This window comes from Pseudochryseolinea flava, from assembly GCF_003286915.1.
GTDB lineage: Bacteria > Bacteroidota > Bacteroidia > Cytophagales > Cyclobacteriaceae > Ohtaekwangia > Ohtaekwangia flava.
Window position 1 is genome coordinate 103,853 of sequence record NZ_QMFY01000015.1, and the last position, 16,714, is coordinate 120,566.

The 16,714-nt window shown below is 43.8% G+C and carries 14 protein-coding genes; 5 read left to right on the forward strand and 9 right to left on the reverse strand.

Annotation, left to right across the window (positions count from 1 at the left end):
- Window positions 1–30: 30 nt before the first annotated feature.
- The 6 genes from DQQ10_RS22450 to DQQ10_RS22475 all read right to left on the reverse strand — a co-directional run bounded on the left by DQQ10_RS22450 (window position 31) and on the right by DQQ10_RS22475 (window position 6,140).
- The gene (locus DQQ10_RS22450; protein WP_112749181.1) at window positions 31–498 is read right to left on the reverse strand and encodes a hypothetical protein; all 468 of its coding nucleotides are present in this window, start codon (window positions 496–498) and stop codon (window positions 31–33) included.
- Window positions 499–683: 185 nt separating this feature from the next.
- Window positions 684–1,343 carry an ABC transporter ATP-binding protein gene (locus tag DQQ10_RS22455; RefSeq protein WP_112749182.1) on the reverse strand — a complete coding sequence of 220 codons (660 nt, stop codon included), beginning with the start codon at window positions 1,341–1,343 and terminating at the stop codon, window positions 684–686.
- Between the two features lie 110 nt (window positions 1,344–1,453).
- Window positions 1,454–2,242: an acyl-ACP--UDP-N-acetylglucosamine O-acyltransferase gene (gene lpxA, locus DQQ10_RS22460; RefSeq protein ID WP_112749183.1), complete on the reverse strand. Its 789-nt coding sequence runs from the start codon at window positions 2,240–2,242 to the stop codon at window positions 1,454–1,456.
- Window positions 2,239–3,636, reverse strand: coding sequence for a bifunctional UDP-3-O-[3-hydroxymyristoyl] N-acetylglucosamine deacetylase/3-hydroxyacyl-ACP dehydratase (locus DQQ10_RS22465; RefSeq protein WP_112749184.1), 1,398 nt, complete (start codon window positions 3,634–3,636; stop codon window positions 2,239–2,241). The genes lpxA and DQQ10_RS22465 overlap by 4 nt, the downstream gene beginning before the upstream one ends.
- Before the next feature lie 86 nt (window positions 3,637–3,722).
- Window positions 3,723–4,784, reverse strand: coding sequence for a UDP-3-O-(3-hydroxymyristoyl)glucosamine N-acyltransferase (gene lpxD, locus DQQ10_RS22470; protein WP_112749185.1), 1,062 nt, complete (start codon window positions 4,782–4,784; stop codon window positions 3,723–3,725).
- 135 nt (window positions 4,785–4,919) lie between these two features.
- Entirely contained in the window at window positions 4,920–6,140 is a 1,221-nt protein-coding gene (locus DQQ10_RS22475; protein WP_112749186.1) for an HD domain-containing protein, read from the reverse strand.
- A 227-nt stretch (window positions 6,141–6,367) separates the two neighbouring features.
- Here DQQ10_RS22475 and porX point away from each other — a divergent pair, with 227 nt between their 5' ends.
- The 4 genes from porX to DQQ10_RS22495 all read left to right on the forward strand — a co-directional run bounded on the left by porX (window position 6,368) and on the right by DQQ10_RS22495 (window position 10,651).
- Window positions 6,368–7,927, forward strand: coding sequence for a T9SS response regulator signal transducer PorX (gene porX, locus DQQ10_RS22480; protein ID WP_112749187.1), 1,560 nt, complete (start codon window positions 6,368–6,370; stop codon window positions 7,925–7,927).
- Window positions 7,924–8,361 (forward strand): tRNA (adenosine(37)-N6)-threonylcarbamoyltransferase complex ATPase subunit type 1 TsaE, encoded by a 438-nt coding sequence (gene tsaE / locus DQQ10_RS22485; RefSeq protein WP_245970503.1) that lies wholly within the window; start codon window positions 7,924–7,926, stop codon window positions 8,359–8,361. Before porX ends, tsaE begins: the two co-directional genes overlap by 4 nt.
- On the forward strand, window positions 8,354–9,580 hold the full coding sequence (locus tag DQQ10_RS22490; RefSeq protein WP_112749188.1) for an alanine dehydrogenase: 1,227 nt from the start codon (window positions 8,354–8,356) through the stop codon (window positions 9,578–9,580). Before tsaE ends, DQQ10_RS22490 begins: the two co-directional genes overlap by 8 nt.
- Window positions 9,581–9,673: 93 nt before the next feature.
- Window positions 9,674–10,651: a DUF6624 domain-containing protein gene (locus tag DQQ10_RS22495; protein WP_185147042.1), complete on the forward strand. Its 978-nt coding sequence runs from the start codon at window positions 9,674–9,676 to the stop codon at window positions 10,649–10,651.
- A gap of 70 nt (window positions 10,652–10,721) precedes the next feature.
- Here the strand turns inward: DQQ10_RS22495 and DQQ10_RS22500 are convergent, their stop codons facing one another.
- On the reverse strand, window positions 10,722–13,355 hold the full coding sequence (locus DQQ10_RS22500) for a valine--tRNA ligase (RefSeq protein ID WP_112749189.1): 2,634 nt from the start codon (window positions 13,353–13,355) through the stop codon (window positions 10,722–10,724).
- Window positions 13,356–13,579: 224 nt separating this feature from the next.
- On the opposite strand from DQQ10_RS22500, the gene DQQ10_RS22505 reads away from it, so the two are divergent.
- Window positions 13,580–14,716: an MFS transporter gene (locus tag DQQ10_RS22505; RefSeq protein WP_165824062.1), complete on the forward strand. Its 1,137-nt coding sequence runs from the start codon at window positions 13,580–13,582 to the stop codon at window positions 14,714–14,716.
- Between the two features lie 149 nt (window positions 14,717–14,865).
- Here DQQ10_RS22505 and DQQ10_RS22510 read toward each other — a convergent pair whose 3' ends face one another.
- Both DQQ10_RS22510 and DQQ10_RS22515 read right to left on the reverse strand, forming a co-directional pair.
- Window positions 14,866–16,221: a methyltransferase RsmF C-terminal domain-like protein gene (locus tag DQQ10_RS22510; protein ID WP_112749191.1), complete on the reverse strand. Its 1,356-nt coding sequence runs from the start codon at window positions 16,219–16,221 to the stop codon at window positions 14,866–14,868.
- Window positions 16,214–16,699 (reverse strand): MarR family winged helix-turn-helix transcriptional regulator, encoded by a 486-nt coding sequence (locus DQQ10_RS22515; RefSeq protein WP_112749192.1) that lies wholly within the window; start codon window positions 16,697–16,699, stop codon window positions 16,214–16,216. The genes DQQ10_RS22510 and DQQ10_RS22515 overlap by 8 nt, the downstream gene beginning before the upstream one ends.
- Window positions 16,700–16,714: the final 15 nt, after the last annotated feature.

The window sequence follows — 16,714 nt, forward strand, 5'->3', positions numbered from 1 at the left end:
AGGAAGCCCTTTTTGTTATTCGATTGCGAATTAATTCTTGGTAAGTGTGAATTTCCAGTCACCCTCAACAACAGCAACGCGTGCTTCGTGATCGTAATTTTCACCGGTATAGTTGTTCAAGTCGATTGATAATGTGTTACCTGACACGCTATACGTAGCAGGAATGTTGTCACCATTCCCATGAACAAAAGTCAACTGAGAAGTAATGTCTGATCCAAATTCAAAAGTTCCGCTGGTTGGCCAAGGGCTTGCAACGATGGTACTTGCAGCGTCAAAGGCGAAAGTTTTGCCACTTGTGATAGAAAGTGTTGAATTTACGAATTCGGTTTTAGCAGCGCCCTCAAAAGACGCGGCTGTGATTTTCCATGTACCCACGAGTAACTCGAGTTGTTTGTCAGCAGCAGATGGCTCATCGCCCCCGTCAGATCCGCAGTTAGTTAAAAACAAAGCTGTGCAAACGAGCACGAGTAATGAAAGAATTCTTGAAAGATGTTTCATGGGATTTAATTGTTGTTTTTGGCTTCCTCCCGCCCCGATGTCTATCCTTGCCGGAGCAGTGACTTCCAATTGGGGACGGTTCTTGTCAAACCAGTTCTAACTACGAATATGTGGGTAAAAATTATCAAAGTCAACTGTGATAACCCGCCGGTATTGTTAATCTGCGAAAACGAGATTGTGTAACCTCATTTAAACTGCATAATATCAATTTTATGAGCACTTTCTGGGTATTCGGAAGATTGATTGCTGGCAATGAGCACCATACACGTGGGGGGCAGCAAATGGAGCTGTTTCCTGTACCATTCAAACGCTTGTTGATCGAGGTTTGTACTCGGCTCGTCCAGGAAAATAATGTCGGCCTCAGTAAAAAAGGCTAGCCCTAACTTCACCCTTTGACGCATGCCAGAGGAAAAATTGGAAATGAATTTATGTCTTGCTTTACCGAGGTATAACGTATCAATCATTTCATCGATGGATAGTCCGCGGCTCTTTCGAAGACTAAAATGGAATTTGAGTTGCTCTTCGAGTGTAAACTCTTCGATCAAATCCATGTAGGGTGTAGCGATCGTTAGCGATTTAAAAATTTGTTCGCCATCAAGTTCCTCGGTGCAGCGGTAGTATTTGATCTCCCCGGAAGTAGGTGGTGTTTGACCCCAAAGGATTTGAAGCAATGTCGATTTTCCGGAACCGTTCGCGCCCGTAATAGCGTAGGTGTTTCCGGAAGAAAATGTATGCGTGAAGTTTCTAAAAATCCATTCGCGGTTAAAGCGTTTAGAAAGTGATGTGGTTACGATGGAAATCGGCTCTAAGGCTTTCGGCTTTTCGCTAGTGGCTCTAGAAATCATGATGAGCTTGATGTCTGCGCTTGCGCGACGCGTTGTTTTTTATCACCGTAAATACATGACCTTCAAAACGCTGAAGCTATGTTGAACATTGACAGGATTGTGTTGTTGCGCTAGTCGTTGCCGCCGTATCCTTTCATTATGCCACGCTCTGAGGTGCGAATAAATTCGAGGATGTAATCGCGTTCCGGACTTGGCGCTACTTCCTTTTCAACTAATTCGATAGCCTTTGAGTTGTTTAATCCCTTTAGGAAGATGAACCGATAGATTTCTTGGATCTCTGAAATTTTCTCAGAAGTAAAACCTCTGCGACGGAGTCCTACTGTATTAATGCCGGCATACGTGAGTGGCTCGCGTGCTGCTTTTGTGAATGGCGGAACGTCTTTACGAACGAGTGATCCCCCTGAAAGCATAACGTGCGCACCGATTTTTACAAATTGGTGAAGGGCGCTTGCACCACCTACGATTGCCCAATCATCGATCGTTACGTGCCCTGCGACTTGCACTGTATTCACGAGGATACAATGGTTTCCAATAATACAATCGTGCGCCACGTGTACGTAGGCCATCAACAAACAGTTCTTACCGATAACGGTCTTGTATTTATCGGTTGTTCCACGACTGATGGTTACCGATTCACGGATAACCGTATTGTCGCCGATGTGCGTTTCAGTTTGCTCACCTGCAAATTTCAAATCCTGCGGGACTGACGAAACTGAAGCGCCAGGGTATATTTTTACATTTTTGCCGAGACGAGCGCCATCCCAGATGATCGCGCCTGGACCAATCCAGCAACCATCATCGATGACAACATCTTTTTGAACTGTGGCAAAAGGCTCGATGATAACATTGTTACCAATCTTAGCCTCGGGATGTACGTTAGCTTGTGGGAATCTGCTCATGAATCTTTTCGAACTATACTTGCTGTCATAGTACCTTCACATACCAACGTGTTGCCAACATAAGCTCTGCCGCTCATTTTCGCGATACCACGTTTGATTGGCGCCAATAAGTCACATTGAATGACCATCGTGTCGCCAGGAAGAACCATCTTTCTGAATCTCATATTTTCAATGCCCAAGAAGTAAGTCCAGTAGTTTTCAGGATCAGGCACTGTGTTCAATACTAAAATACCACCAATTTGAGCCATGGCTTCTACTTGGAACACACCTGGAAATACGGGATTCCCTGGGAAGTGTCCTTGGAAGAAATACTCATTCGCGGTTACGTTTTTCACCCCTGCGACACTTTCATTGTCGAGGTAAATAATTTTGTCAATCAACAAAAAGGGATAGCGATGCGGAAGCGTCGCCGTGATCTTGTTGATGTCCATTACTGGCGGAAGGTTCGGGTTATATTTCGGTCTTCCTTTTTTGTCGGCTTCAGCCATTGCGCGCTTAAGCTTTTTGGCGAACGCAACGTTAGCAGCGTGTCCAGGACGTGCTGCAAGTACTTGGGCTTTCAACGGTCTTCCCGCAAGCGTGAGGTCTCCAACGATGTCCAGCAGTTTGTGACGCGCTGGTTCATTTTTGTAACGGAGCTCGATATTATTAAGGATACCTTCTTGCTTCACTTCTACTTTTGGTTTGCCGAGCATCTTGGCGATGTTCGCAAGCTCGTCGTCCTTCACAACACGGTCAACAATAACGATGGCGTTGTTCAAATCTCCACCACGAATAAGGTTGTTGTTATACAACATCTCCAATTCGTGGAGGAAGCAGAAGGTTCTACAAGAGGCAATCTCTTTCTCAAATTGTCTGATGTCAGTAATCGATGCATGTTGACTGCCGAGTACGGGCGAGTTGTAGTCGATCATTACCGTTACACGATAGTCATCGAGTGGGAGTGCGGCAATTTCGACATTGCGTGCGGCCTCACGATAGAAGATCGGCTCTTGTACTTCAAAGAAATCGCGAAGGGCGTTTTGCTCTTCCGTGCCGGCCTCTTTTAAAACTTCAACAAACTGGATTGAGCTTCCATCCATAATCGCGCACTCAGGGCCGTCAAGTTGGATCAACACATTGTCGATCTCGAGACCCGTGAGGGCAGCCAATGTATGTTCGATAGTGCTTACACGAGCACCACTTTGTTCGATAGTCGTTCCCCTCGATACGTCGGTTACGTTATCGCAATCTGCGTCGATGATCGGAGAACCCGGAATGTCTATCCGCTGAAACTTAATACCGTGATTAGGCTTCGCGGGAAGGAATGTCATGTTCGTCTGAACACCGGTGTGAAGGCCAACGCCGGAGATGGTTACAGACTTCTGAATGGTTTGCTGTTTGATGTTAAGCATGATCTGGAAAAGTGGGCAAAGTTAACCTCATTATCCAGATAATCCAATAGTGGCCGGTTTGGCCCGCTAAAACGATTGTACGCGCTCTAATCAACCGATGAGTGGGCATTATTATGCTTGAGCACTTTCGATTCCAGTTCGCGCAATCGGTAATTCAAATCTGGTAGTTTCTTAAATACGGCGTACGACTTAAAATACTCTTTTATGTCGAATACAGGGTAGCCAATTAATTTCTGACCTTCTTCTTTGATTGATTTCGAAACACCTGCTTGTGCGCCAAGGCTCGTATTGTTGGCGATCACTAAGTGTCCAGCAATTCCTACCTGGCCGGCGAGTAAACAGTTTTCGCCGATTTTTGTAGACCCCGATATCCCGGTTTGGGCAGCAATTACGGTGTGCTTACCAACTTCAACGTTGTGAGCGATTTGGATGAGATTATCGAGCTTCACACCCTCGCGAATAATGGTCGCGTCTCCGAACATCGTAGCACAGTCGATTACAGTGTTGCCGCCAACGGTTACGTTATCTTCTATGATCACATTTCCAAGCTGTGGAATGGTCTTGTAAGAACCATCTTCTTGGGGAGCAAAGCCAAAGCCATCGCTCCCGATTACAGTGCCCGAATGGATTACGCAGTTGTTCCCGATACGGGTACCGCTATAGATTTTTACACCTGGATGAATGATTGTATTGTTTCCGATCTGGACATCGTCACCAACAAAAGCCTGCGGATGAATTTTAACATTATCACCGATCTTGACATTCGTGCCGATGTAGGAGAACGCTCCGCGATAGATATTTTTACCGGTAGTTGAATTGTCGCCGATAAAACTTGGTTGCTCAATTCCTGATTTTTGGAAACTGATGAGCTTATGATATTCTTCAAGCAATGCCGTGAAGCTGCTATAGGGGTCATCAACGAGAATAAGTGTTGATGTCACTTCTTTGCGCGCCACGAAGTCTTTCTTCACGATCACAGCCGAGGCTTGCGTTGTATAAATGTATTGCTCGTATTTAGGGTTCGACAAGAACGCGATCTGTCCAGGTTTTGCATCCTGGATTTTAGAAAGCATTTTAATCTTTGCTGATCCATCTCCTTTAACTTCGCCGCCAAGCATGGCTGCTACTTGTGCTACGGTAAATTCCATTCGTTAGGTATTTTGCATTGGCATCAGGCATTCGTTCCTTCTCACAATAAATGTCTAAATGCTCCCGCGGTTTGGTCTCAAAAAATAGGCCGGCATTGTTGGACCTGAATACTTGGTTGGCCAATGCCGGGAAAGTCACAAAGATACATTTTTAGGCCAGCAGAGATAGTTTTTTTTAACGATTTTACTGATTGCCTGGATGTTGGGGAGATCGGATGCCTGAGCGATGTCAAGTAGCTCGCCGCTCCGCATGTAAATATTGATTTGCTTCCCTAGTGCGTAAGCCTCATTGGTCACTTGCCCGTGCGAAAAAAGGTATGACGTTTCAGCTCTAAGTGTATTGAAGTCGCGCGAAATAGCGTCGCGAATTTTCTCTACAAATTCTCTGCTGATCGGATCGGCGCTGAGCCTGATCTGGAAGAGCTTACGCTCCAATAGCATGCGCGACAGCATCGATAAAATTCTATCGGGATGATCGCACCACAACTTGATCGCGCCCCAAATATCGTGGTCGTCGAGTTGGCCATAGGCATCTAGCAGTTCAACGCGCTCGGTAAAATTCGCCAACGTAAATTCACCCTTCAGGAAGGTCTTCAACGGATTACTCGCTGGGATATTTTCATCTGCACGCATTAGGGTTTGCGAGCGGCGTATAACATTCACCAACATGCGCTCAGCGCTCACCGAGGTTTTATGAAGGTAAACTTGCCAATACATGAAACGACGCGCGTTCAAAAAGTTCTCGATATTGAGAATACCTTTTTCTTCAACGACGAGTTCTTCTTTGTGAACATTGAGCATGGCAATGATGCGCTCCACGCCGATGTTTCCCTCTTGAACGCCCGTGAAAAAACAATCACGGTTTAGATAGTCAAGACGATCGATATCGAGCTGGCTGGATACCAATTGATGGAAAAATTTTCGTTCGTAACTATTCTGGAAAATTCTAATCGTTAGGTCGAGTGCATTATTAAATTCTTGATTAAGCCGTTTCATGAATAGAAATGAAAGGCTTTCATGGTGAATGCCGGGTAATAAGCTTTCTTCTAGCGCGTGCGAAAATGGTCCATGGCCAATGTCATGAAGGAGGACGGCTAGTTGGGCAGCTTCAAACTCTGTGGCGCTGATTTCTACATTCTTCGTCCGCAGACTTTCCAAGACTTTGCCCATCAGGTGCATAGCACCAAGGGCGTGTTGGAAGCGTGTGTGGAGGGCTGCTGGATAGACTAGGTCAGTCAGTCCGAGTTGTCGAATATGTCGAAGGCGTTGGAAATATGGATGCTCGATAATATCAAAAGCAAGCGACCCAGGGATGGTGATGAAGCCATAGACGGGGTCGTTGATGATTTTCTTCATGGGAGTCGTTAATCGCTATTCGTTAATCGTTAATCGTGAAATGCAGGTAAACGGACGAAAACGGTCTTGGTAAGATGTTTGTGTCAGGTATCAATATTTCTATGTAATTATCGGATTAACTTTTTTGTTTTCAAGATTAAACGGTAAAATTATTGGCTTTTGCCATTCAGCAAAGGCACGGATACGATTAACGTTTAAAAAAACGTTTAACGATTAACGACTAAAAAATGCAGCGCTACAACATACTTTGGGCCGACGACGAGATTGATCTTCTGAAGCCACATATACTCTTCCTCGAGCAACGAGGCTATGACATTACGCCAGTGAACAACGCTTCGGATGCCGTTGAACTTAGTGATGAAAAACATTTCGATGTAGTTTTCCTCGATGAGCACATGCCGGGTATGTCGGGACTTGAAGCTTTGGCATTGATCAAAAGCAACAAGCCCAATCTTCCGGTGGTGATGATCACCAAAAACGAAGAGGAACATATCATGGAAGAGGCCATCGGTTCCAAGATTGCCGACTATCTTATTAAACCTCTTAATCCAAGTCAGATCCTATTGTCCGTTAAAAAAATTCTTGACAACAAGCGATTGGTGCTTGAGAAAACGAATCTGAACTATCAGCAGGAGTTCCGGAAAATTAGTATGGCGTTCATGGATGACATGAATCATGAGCAGTGGGCTGACATTTATCGCAAGTTGGTACACTGGGAGCTTCAGATGGATCAGCCCGATAATCAGGAGATGGGCGACGTGTTGGATATGCAAAAGACTGAGGCAAATGCCAACTTCGCAAAGTTTATCATTCGCAACTATGAATCTTGGTTGAATAACCCAAGTTCCGACAAGCCGATGATGTCGCATCAGTTGATGAAGAAGAAGGTCTTCCCAGAACTCGGAACAAAACCGGTATTCATGATATTGATCGATAACCTTCGCATTGACCAATGGAAGGTAATTGAGCCAGAGTTACTAGAGTATTTTACCCTCGACAAGGAAGAATCGTATTATTCGATCTTGCCAACAACAACGGCGTATGCGCGAAATGCAATTTTCTCTGGACAGCTTCCTTTAGAGATGGCGAAGACGAATCCTGACTTATGGGTAGGTGAAGATGAAGAGGAAGGTAAGAACAACTTTGAAGATGAATTCTTGGCGAAGCAGCTACGCCGTAACAACCTCAATGTAAAAATGTCTTATCACAAGATTAAAAACTTGGAAGAAGGGCGGAACCTTGCAGATACGGTTAATAATCTTTTCAAGAATGATCTTAACGTTATCGTCTACAACTTTGTGGATATGCTTTCGCATGCGCGCACCGACATGGCGATGGTTCGCGAGCTAGCGCCGGATGAATCTGCCTATCGATCGATTACGAAATCATGGTTCTTACATTCGCCGTTGTATGATATTTTGAAGAAGATCGCCGAGAAGGATGTAAAGGTTATCATTACCACCGATCACGGCACGATACGGGTGAAGAGACCTTTCAAGATTATTGGTGATCGGAATGTAAATAGCAATCTACGGTATAAACAAGGTAAGAATTTGGGGTATGAGGGGGAGAAGGTGATGACGGTAGCCAAGCCGGAGAAGTTGTTTTTACCAAAGCCCAACGTGTCTACAACCTACGTTTTTGCAATTGAAGACCAGTTCTTTGCTTACCCCAACAACTACAACTATTACGTTAATTTCTATAAAGATACTTTTCAGCACGGCGGTGTGAGTATGGAAGAGATGATCATTCCTATAATTTTCCTATCTTCGAAGAATGTATCATGATCATGACGGAATATGTGTTTACTGCTGTGTCCGCTGAAGGACTGGAAGCAGTCGCGGAAAAGGTAGTGGAGCACATTGACCGGTACAAGGTCTGGATCTTTCACGGTGAAATGGGGAGTGGCAAAACAACTCTGATTAAAGAGATTTGCCGGAAGCTAAATGTTTCAGATGTGATGAGTAGTCCAACCTTTTCGATCGTGAACGAGTACGCAACAACGGGTCATGGTAAAGTTTTTCATTTTGATTTTTACCGGATCCGTCATGAGGCTGAAGCTTTTGATATCGGTACTGATGAATATTTTTATTCGGATTATCCATGCTTCGTGGAATGGCCCGAGAAAATACCGTCACTTATTCCATCAGCACATGGCGTTGTAAGCGTAACCATCACTAGCAAAACTGAACGCACTATAGCGATTTCTTTACATGACTGAGAAGAAGAAAAAACCTGGGTTTGAAGCATTGGCTAAAACCAGCTTAATTACCCAGGAGAAGTTACTAGAAGTAAGAAAGCGCCGACACGCTTTTTTTATAGGTCTTCCCAAAGAGATCTCCCTTCAAGAGAACCGTATTAGCTTAACACCTGACGCTGTTGAATTGTTAGTCAATAACGGACACGATGTTTGGGTGGAAACAAAAGCTGGTGTTGGCTCTAAATTTAGCGACAAGCAATACAGTGACGCGGGTGCTAAAATTGTTTACTCTCCGCAAGAAGTCTATCAGGCCGATGTAATCCTGAAAATTGAGCCACCGACATTAGAAGAAATAGAGTTGATGCACTCGGGGCAAACACTCATTTCGGCTATGCAACTTGGTCACATGAAAGTTGAGTGTCTTCAAGCGTTGCTGAAGAAAAAAGTTACGTCGCTTGCCTACGAGTTTATTGAAGATAAAGTTGGAGGTATGCCGATCATCCGTGCGATGAGTGAAATCGCTGGAAGTACGGTGCTACTCATTGCGTCTGAATTTTTGAGTACAGCCAATAATGGAAAGGGAATTATTCTCGGTGGAATTACCGGTGTGCCACCGACGAAAGTTGTTATTATCGGCGCAGGAACAGTAGCCGAGTATGCCGCCCGTGCTGCGCTCGGACTAGGTGCCGACGTTCAAATTTTCGATAACCATATCTACAAGCTGCGAAGAATTAAACATCTCCTCGGTCAGCAAGTGTATACGTCTACAATCGACACGATTACGTTGAGTGATACGTTGAAGACTGCCGATGTAGTAATCGGTGCGTTGCGCGCTGAAAAGGGAAGAGCACGCCATGTGATTACGGAAGATATGGTTGCGCAGATGAAGCCGGATTCGCTGATCATCGACTTAAGCATCGATCAAGGAGGTTGTGTTGAAACTTCGGAGATCACAACGTTGAGTAAGCCAGTTTTTAGAAAACATGGTGTTATCCATTATTGTGTGCCGAATGTTGCTTCTCGCGTGGCGCACACCGCGACCAATGCGTTGAGCAATATTTTCACGCCTACCATTTTGCGCGCAGCTGAGGAAGGTGGCGTGGAGGCGATGATATTCTCACACAAGTGGTTCATGAAGGGTGTGTACACCTACAAGGGGGGCCTTACCAACGAATACGTCGCAAGAAAATATGGATTGAAGTACCGAAGCATCGAACTGTTGATGGCGGCTAGATTTTAAGTATCGTTCGTAACCTTGGTTCGGCATTCTATTGTTTGTTATTGTAAAATCAGTTTTTCTATTTACGTACCCCAACGCTCAGGTGAGCTTATTATGATTAGACCTTTATTCCTTTTCGTCGTGTTTTTGTTTGCAACTGTTGGTGCATTATCAGCGCAAACTTATAAACAATTGATCAGGCAGGCAGATTCACTGTACCGTGCCAAGGATTATAAAAAATCACTTGGAGTTTATCAGCAAGCCATAAAACTCGATGCGAAAAATTATAATGATTTGTACAATGCAGCATGTGCCGCGGCACTAGCAGGAGATAAAACGAATGCACTGAAATTTCTCAGCGCGTCCATTGATAATGGCTGGACGAATATCAGTCATATGAAGCAAGATTCAGACCTCAATGCGCTTCATGATGACAAACGTTGGGCTGCACTGGTAAATGAACTTCAAAAAAAAGTAGATGCAATTGAGGCCCGATATGATAAGCCTCTACAAAATACGTTGTTGGAGGTTTTGAAAAGCGATCAGGATATCAGACAGGTATTTATGAAGGCTTCGAAGGAATTTGGTTATACACATCCAAAAGTTGATAGTTTGGGACGAGTGATGAATGCCATCGATAGCGTTAATTTGATTCGGGTGCGCCAAATTTTAGATGAACGAGGTTGGGTAGGAGAGGAAATCGTTGGACCAAGAGCAAATCAAGCGCTTTTTCTCGTCGTGCAGCATGCTGATTTAGCGACGCAAGAACAATATCTTCCCATGATGCGCGACGCCGTGAAAAAAGGAACTGCGAAAGGTGATGCGCTTGCACTATTGGAAGATCGGGTTGCGCTACGAAAGGGGGATAAACAAATTTATGGTAGCCAGATTTACCGTGATCAAAATAAGAATGTTTTTTACGTTGCGCCATTACTTGATCCTGACAATGTAGACAAGCGCCGGGCATCAGTTGGATTAGAGCCGATATCGGATTATGTGCAGCAATGGCAAATCGTTTGGGATGTCGTACAATACAAAAAGAATTTGCCTGAATATGAGCAATTATTAAATGCACGCACGAAGGCGAAATGATTTCTTGTCAATGCCTGTAAAAAAAGATGGCTGTCTTTACAAAAGGCAGCCATTTTTTTTGTGGAAGCGTTTAAAGTCTCGCTAATGATTCTTCGATCGCTTTAATTTTTGCTTCGGCGTCAGCTCTCTTCTTACGTTCGCCAGCCACTACTTCTGGTTTTGCATTGGCTACGAATTTTTCGTTTAGTAGTTTTTTATCGACTGAAACGATGAACCCTTGATGGTATTCTAATTCTTTCTGTAACGTTTCGCGCTCTTTCGCCGTATCGAGTTTTCCTTCCAATGGGATGTAGAATTCTGTCGTTCTAACCATGAAAGACGTCGACGTAGTAGTTGGCGCTTCATTTACAAAAACTACCTCGTTGATGTTGGAGAGTTTTTTTACAACGGGCCAAAAATGTTTGAGTGGCGTTTGATCACCATTGCGCACAAATAGTTTCAAAGCTTCTTTCGGTGATAGACCTTTTGTATTGCGCGTGTTTTTTACTGCGGTAACAACATCGAAAGCAATTAAACTTTCATCTAAAATAGATTGTTCGAATTTGCCGGCTTGTGGCCATGGTGCTGTAATGATGCAATCTTTTTCGTCACGCTGTTGAAGTTCATGCCATAGCTCTTCGGTAATGAATGGCATAAATGGGTGAAGCGCTTTCAAAATAGTCTCGAAATATGCGATCGTTTTGTTGTAGGTTGTTACATCGATTGGCTTCTCAAACTCGGGCTTGATAATCTCCAAGTAAGCAGAACAGAAATCTGTCCATACAAGCTTGTAGATTGTATGAAGCGCGTCAGAGATTCGGAACTTATTGAGGTGATCGTTGTATTCTGCGAGCCCTGCATTTAGCTGGCTATCAAACCACGTTACACTCGTTTTGTTTTCTTCAGGTGTTTCAATAGGTGCAGTTTTCCAGCCTTTCACCAACCTGAATGCATTCCAAATCTTGTTCGCGAAATTTCTACCTTGTTCGATCAACTTCTCATCATACAACAGGTCGTTTCCAGCAGGCGAACTAAATAACATGCCGGTGCGAACGGCGTCTGCACCATTCACGGCGATGAGGTCTAATGGATCTGGCGAGTTGCCTAACGATTTTGACATTTTTCTTCCCTGGTTGTCGCGAACAATACCTGTAAGGTATACATTCTTGAACGGCATTTGGCCGCGGTACTCATAACCGGCTATGATCATTCGAGCAACCCAGAAGAAAAGAATTTCTGGTGCTGTTACGAGATCGTTGGTAGGATAGAAATAATTCAGATCAGCATTCCCTTTATTACCATCTTTGAAAATACTAGCATCAAAAACTGCGATTGGCCATAGCCAGCTTGAGAACCAAGTGTCCATTACATCTGGATCTTGTGTTAGCCTTTGATTGCTCGCCGAGGGCTTTTTATCCTTCAGTTGTTGTCTTGCTTCTTCTTCTGTTCTGGCAATGTAATGGTCACCATCTTCGTCATACCACGCGGGTATACGATGCCCCCACCAGAGTTGACGAGAGATACACCAGTCGCGTACGTTCACCATCCAATGGTTATAGGTATTCTTGAACTTTGCTGGAATGAGCTGGATGTCATCGTTCATGACATGTTCGAGCGCAGGTTTTGTAATGGTATCCATTTTCAAGAACCATTGCAATGAAAGTCGAGGTTCGATAACAGCATCCGTACGTTCGGAGAACCCAACGCTTGAGTTATAATCTTCAACTTTTGCCAAATGACCCTTTGCATCTAATTCTTTTGCGATCTTCTTGCGTGCGATGAATCGATCGTCGCCAACGAAGATTTGCGCTTTATCATTGAGCGTGCCGTCTTCATTAAGTATGTCGAGTACCGGAAGATTGTGTTTTCTTCCGAGCTCATTATCATTCATGTCGTGAGCAGGCGTGACTTTCAAACAACCTGTTCCGAAGTCCATCGCGACATAGTCGTCTTCAATGAAAGGAATCGCGCGATTGATTAGTGGAATCAGTGCTTTTTTTCCTTTGAGATGTTTATAACGCTCATCATTTGGATTCACACATATCGCGCTATCGGCCATGATTGTCTCCGGTCTTACGGTAGCGACAGTTACGAAATCAGAACTTCCTTCAATTTGATATTTGATGTAATAAAGTTTCGATTGAACTTCTTTGTGAATTACTTCATCATCGGAAAGTGCAGTTTTTCCGAGCGGATCCCAATTTACCATTCGAAGTCCGCGATAGATATAACCTTTTTGATACAAGTCGACAAAAACATCAATCACAGCATCGTAGTATGCTTTGTCCATCGTGAACGTGGTGCGATCCCAGTCACACGATGCGCCAAGTTTTTTGAGCTGTTCGAGAATAATTCCGCCGTACTTCTCTTTCCATTCCCACGCATACTTTAAGAAATCCTCACGTGATAAGTCTGATTTCTTAATCCCTCTTTCACGAAGCATCGCTACAACTTTGGCTTCTGTTGCAATAGATGCGTGATCCGTTCCAGGAACCCAACATGCCTCTTTACCTTCCATGCGCGCCTTACGGATTAGCACGTCTTGAATTGTATTATTCAACATGTGCCCCATGTGAAGTACCCCAGTGACATTCGGCGGAGGAATGACGATCGTGTAGGGCTCCTTGTTCGGATTTGGCTGTGAACGAAAAAATCCATTATCCATCCAGTAGCGATACCATTTGCCTTCGACTTCCGATGGATTGTATTTGGTTGATAGAGACATGCTAGAATTTTCTTGAATCGGCAAAAATAGTTATCTGTTATCAGTTATCCGTTATCGCGCTTGGGTCGAAAATGAAAAAAAATAGGTATGCTCTATATTGCTGAAAGTCAGTGAGTTTTATGCTATCATACACGGGTCTTGGGAAAAGGAATCTTGGAAATGAGTACTTCCTCAAATCCGGGATGGGCTTGCGCTGCGTAGATGAAGGTGTAACCCACACAGAAATGAACACATTCTCAATACCCCAACAGCATTTGACATCGTCATCGACAGCGCGTTGGAAACAACTTTGGAGTTTGGTCGCGCTCTACGCATCGGTAGTCATTGGTTGGATAGCCTATCAAAACTATCAGCCAAAGCTTCTGGTTAAATTCAATTTTACCGATTTTACAATCTTACTGGTTGCTGTTGAAGCGATCATTTTGGTTATCACACCACCATTGGCAGGAAGACTTGGTGATCGATACCGTTTCAAACAAGGTCATCGAATACCGGTGATCATGGCGGGAATTAGTTTTGCCGCGATGATTTTTATGGCAGTAGCCTTCACGTTGTTCAGTAATCCTGGTGAAATTTTTAAGTGGATACTACCTGTGTTGATCGTGCTTTGGCTCATTGCGATGAGCATATTCACGAGTCCAGCGCTTTCAACGATGGAGCTATTTGTGCCTGTGGACAAACTCCCAAAGGCGATGGCGATTATGACCATCGTTGCTAATTTGATTTATGCCATTGAACCGGTTATTGTCGACATCATTGATACACTAGGCGCACCGTTGACATTTATTACGGGTGGCGTTGTTGTGTTGCTCTCAGGATATGCATTGAAGAAAAACTTATTTGATCTGTTCAGCACAACGAACAACAAAGAGTCGTTTCCAGTAGATTCTTTTCAAAAAGATAACCGAAAGTCGAGGTATGGTATGATCATGTTACTTGGAACTGCCCTGGGATTATGCACCACAATTCTGTTCAATGTATTTCCGCAAACACTCGATGCAAAGCTGTCGGACGTTACGGCACTCGATGGTAAGTTACAAGTGGTTATGGTCTTGCTGTTGTCTGCTGTTCTTTCACTACCGGTTAGTACTTGGGTAAATAAACTCGGACTGGAGAAATCCTTTTATGCAAGTGCTATCGTAAGTCTGTTGAGTATGGCGGGGATCATTTGGTTGCCAGGCGTGTGGGTTGTGTTGCTGGCAAGCGTGGTGTTCGCCATCTCTTTTACTGCATTGTCGATTAGTGCATTGCCTCTGGCTTTGAAGAATTCGAACTACTATGAAAAGGTGTTCTGCGTTGGGATATTTTTTAGTGGTGTGGCTCTACCGGATGGTGTAGTAGAACTCTTACAAGTCATTTGAAGGTTAGCTAGATAAATTTTTTAGGAGAAAGATTTTTAGGAGAGTTGCCTTCTGTCTGGCAACTCGGTGCTTGATGCACTGTGAGGTTGGTTCCTTAGGCCGGTCTACGAAAGTAGCCGGCTTTTTCTTTAGACACGATCAAGCGATCACTATTTCATCCTGATCCGCCACTCTGCAGGATAAAGATTGTTGATTCTGTTAGACAATACATTCGCCCAGCCGAGCGGTGTATGTTGGTAGGTGATTAGATTAAATCCAAGATTACTGCCATCCGACGGTAATGTCTCCTTTCTGAGATACTTCAGAGCTTGATCTAACGGCATATCGATCTTTCCAAAATGATCGCCATTTAGTGCATTCGACATGGCAAGTGCGTGCTCGGGAATGAGTTTTTCTTGTTTGACGTTCGCTGTAAACGTACCCGCGATGACGAGCTTGAAATTTTTGGAGAAGAATGCGATCTCATCGGTAAATGCTTTCGGGAAAAATTGAATGAGTTCGTCGCGTTGAATGAATTGTTTTTCTTCCGCATGACGGATCCATTTCACCAGCGAATCCATTACTTTCTTCGTTGGTGTGCCGAACGTGTTCTTAGACGCCTTTATTTTTGTGGTGTCTTCAGACTCCTTTTTTCGAATAATAGACATGAAGAATCCTTCTCCAGCTACTTTGTGTGGATAAAATCTATATCCTTTGACTTTGTCTTCAATAATTTCTTGGACACCCCAAGATGAGTCTGTGTCAACAGCAAGAAACTCGACATCATGTTCGTTTTTTATCCATTGGAGATTTTCTTCGTTCTCAAGCCTGTTGTATGTACAGGTCGAGTAAATCAGGATACCGTCTTGTTTCAGTGCAGGCCAAATGTCTGCAACAATTCGTCGTTGACGTTTCGAACAGAGGTCAACATTTTCTTCCGACCACTCTTTCATCGCGTCAGGATCTTTTCGGAAAAGTCCTTCCCCAGAGCAAGGCGCATCAACAACAATGACATCAAAGAATCCATTCAACGTTTGAAAATCTTCGGGATCGTTGTTGGTAACCACGATATTGTCATTACCCCATTTCTGGAGATTTTCCGCCAGTATAGACGCGCGCGATCGGATAACTTCGTTTGAAATCAATAGACTATTTTCGTTTATAAGGCTCGCAAGTAATGTAGACTTTCCGCCAGGCGCAGCGCAGAGGTCAAGTACATTTAATCGCTTTTGAAAATCTACATTTTTTTTCAGTGCATGTTCGATAAACATACTGCTTGCTTCTTGCACGTAATATGTTCCCGCGTGAAAAAGAGGATCGAGCGTAAATAGAGGACGTTCGGAAAGATAAAATCCAAGGGATGTCCAAGGAATAGGTTTTAGATTGGGGACCGATTCTATTTTTGAAGGATTGAATCTAATGCTAATCGGAGATGGTTTTTGAATCGCTTCTGCAAATTGCTTCCAGTTCGAACCAAGCTGCTGTTGCATAGTCTGCGCAAAAGCTGCCGGAAGAGTATCACTCATGATGTTCGCGTTGTAATTTCTGATCTGTGTACTCCAAAATACGTAATAATGTCTGTAATGTCTTGTCGTAATCTTCAGCGCCGATTAAAATTCTGTATTCATCCATTAAGTCCTTGACACACAAGCGCGCTTCAATCACTAATTTTTTTCCTTTTTCTGTAAGAATAAAGATGGTACTGCGCTTATCTGTCGGATCTGTTTTCGTCTTTATAAATCCCAGGTCGATCAACTCTCGTGATACTTTGCTCATCGCTTGTTTTGTTACGCGCGCTAACTTCGCCAACTCATTGTTGTTGGTACCATCGAGACTGATATTCATCAACACAGGCATATAACCGGTTTTGAATTCGTCGTAACCGTTTTCGGTGAGCTTTAGTGTTGCCCAATGATCAAACTGACGTTTTAGCAACGTGATTAGTTTGCCCCAACTATGGGTTCTTAAATACTCCGTATCCCTTAATTTCTGATCCAGACTCATTTTTCAATCGCTTGT

Excerpts from the sequence above, each read along its gene's own strand:
- DQQ10_RS22450 (WP_112749181.1), bottom strand. The coding sequence starts at position 498 with ATGAAACATCTTTCAAGAATTCTTTCATTACTCGTGCTCGTTTGCACA.
- DQQ10_RS22455 (WP_112749182.1), bottom strand. The coding sequence starts at position 1,343 with ATGATTTCTAGAGCCACTAGCGAAAAGCCGAAAGCCTTAGAGCCGATT.
- lpxA (WP_112749183.1), bottom strand. The coding sequence starts at position 2,242 with ATGAGCAGATTCCCACAAGCTAACGTACATCCCGAGGCTAAGATTGGT.
- DQQ10_RS22465 (WP_112749184.1), bottom strand. The coding sequence starts at position 3,636 with ATGCTTAACATCAAACAGCAAACCATTCAGAAGTCTGTAACCATCTCC.
- lpxD (WP_112749185.1), bottom strand. The coding sequence starts at position 4,784 with ATGGAATTTACCGTAGCACAAGTAGCAGCCATGCTTGGCGGCGAAGTT.
- DQQ10_RS22475 (WP_112749186.1), bottom strand. The coding sequence starts at position 6,140 with ATGAAGAAAATCATCAACGACCCCGTCTATGGCTTCATCACCATCCCT.
- porX (WP_112749187.1), top strand. The coding sequence starts at position 6,368 with ATGCAGCGCTACAACATACTTTGGGCCGACGACGAGATTGATCTTCTG.
- tsaE (WP_245970503.1), top strand. The coding sequence starts at position 7,924 with ATGATCATGACGGAATATGTGTTTACTGCTGTGTCCGCTGAAGGACTG.
- DQQ10_RS22490 (WP_112749188.1), top strand. The coding sequence starts at position 8,354 with ATGACTGAGAAGAAGAAAAAACCTGGGTTTGAAGCATTGGCTAAAACC.
- DQQ10_RS22495 (WP_185147042.1), top strand. The coding sequence starts at position 9,674 with ATGATTAGACCTTTATTCCTTTTCGTCGTGTTTTTGTTTGCAACTGTT.
- DQQ10_RS22500 (WP_112749189.1), bottom strand. The coding sequence starts at position 13,355 with ATGTCTCTATCAACCAAATACAATCCATCGGAAGTCGAAGGCAAATGG.
- DQQ10_RS22505 (WP_165824062.1), top strand. The coding sequence starts at position 13,580 with ATGAACACATTCTCAATACCCCAACAGCATTTGACATCGTCATCGACA.
- DQQ10_RS22510 (WP_112749191.1), bottom strand. The coding sequence starts at position 16,221 with ATGAGTGATACTCTTCCGGCAGCTTTTGCGCAGACTATGCAACAGCAG.
- DQQ10_RS22515 (WP_112749192.1), bottom strand. The coding sequence starts at position 16,699 with ATGAGTCTGGATCAGAAATTAAGGGATACGGAGTATTTAAGAACCCAT.